At 43.8% G+C, this 324-nt stretch carries 1 protein-coding gene; it reads left to right on the top strand.

The window, feature by feature from the left end; all coding sequences use genetic code 11:
- A partial coding sequence (locus BU804_RS13115; RefSeq protein WP_226996104.1) for a hypothetical protein occupies window positions 1-324 on the top strand: 324 nt, incomplete at both ends.

Here is a 324-nt window from a genome sequence, read left to right as displayed (position 1 = left end):
CTCAACTAGGGTCTCGTCTGAGTCGTTTACTCAAGAATAAGAACGACTGTCTATTAGGAATCACAAAATACTCCAAAGATCCTGATTTTAGACAAATTCAAGCAATAGAGGAGCAACAGAAGAAAGAGCTATTAGAACCCACTCCAGAAGAGATTGCACTTCGTGCATCCATCGAGACACTTGCCGCTCTGGATATGCCGGCATTACAACCTAAGATAGAGGAAATGCAGCAACAACTTGCTAAGATGCAGGAAGAGAAAGAGCAAAGACAACAGATGCCATTGCCTGAAACGAACCCCAAAGCAGAAAGTCGCAAGAGTCTCC

The sequence above is a fragment of the Candidatus Protochlamydia sp. W-9 genome (genome assembly GCF_001950615.1).
In the GTDB taxonomy this organism is placed as follows: domain Bacteria; phylum Chlamydiota; class Chlamydiia; order Chlamydiales; family Parachlamydiaceae; genus Protochlamydia; species Protochlamydia amoebophila.
Note: the sequence above shows the minus strand (reverse complement) of the source record. Positions and strands in the feature narration are given on the sequence as shown.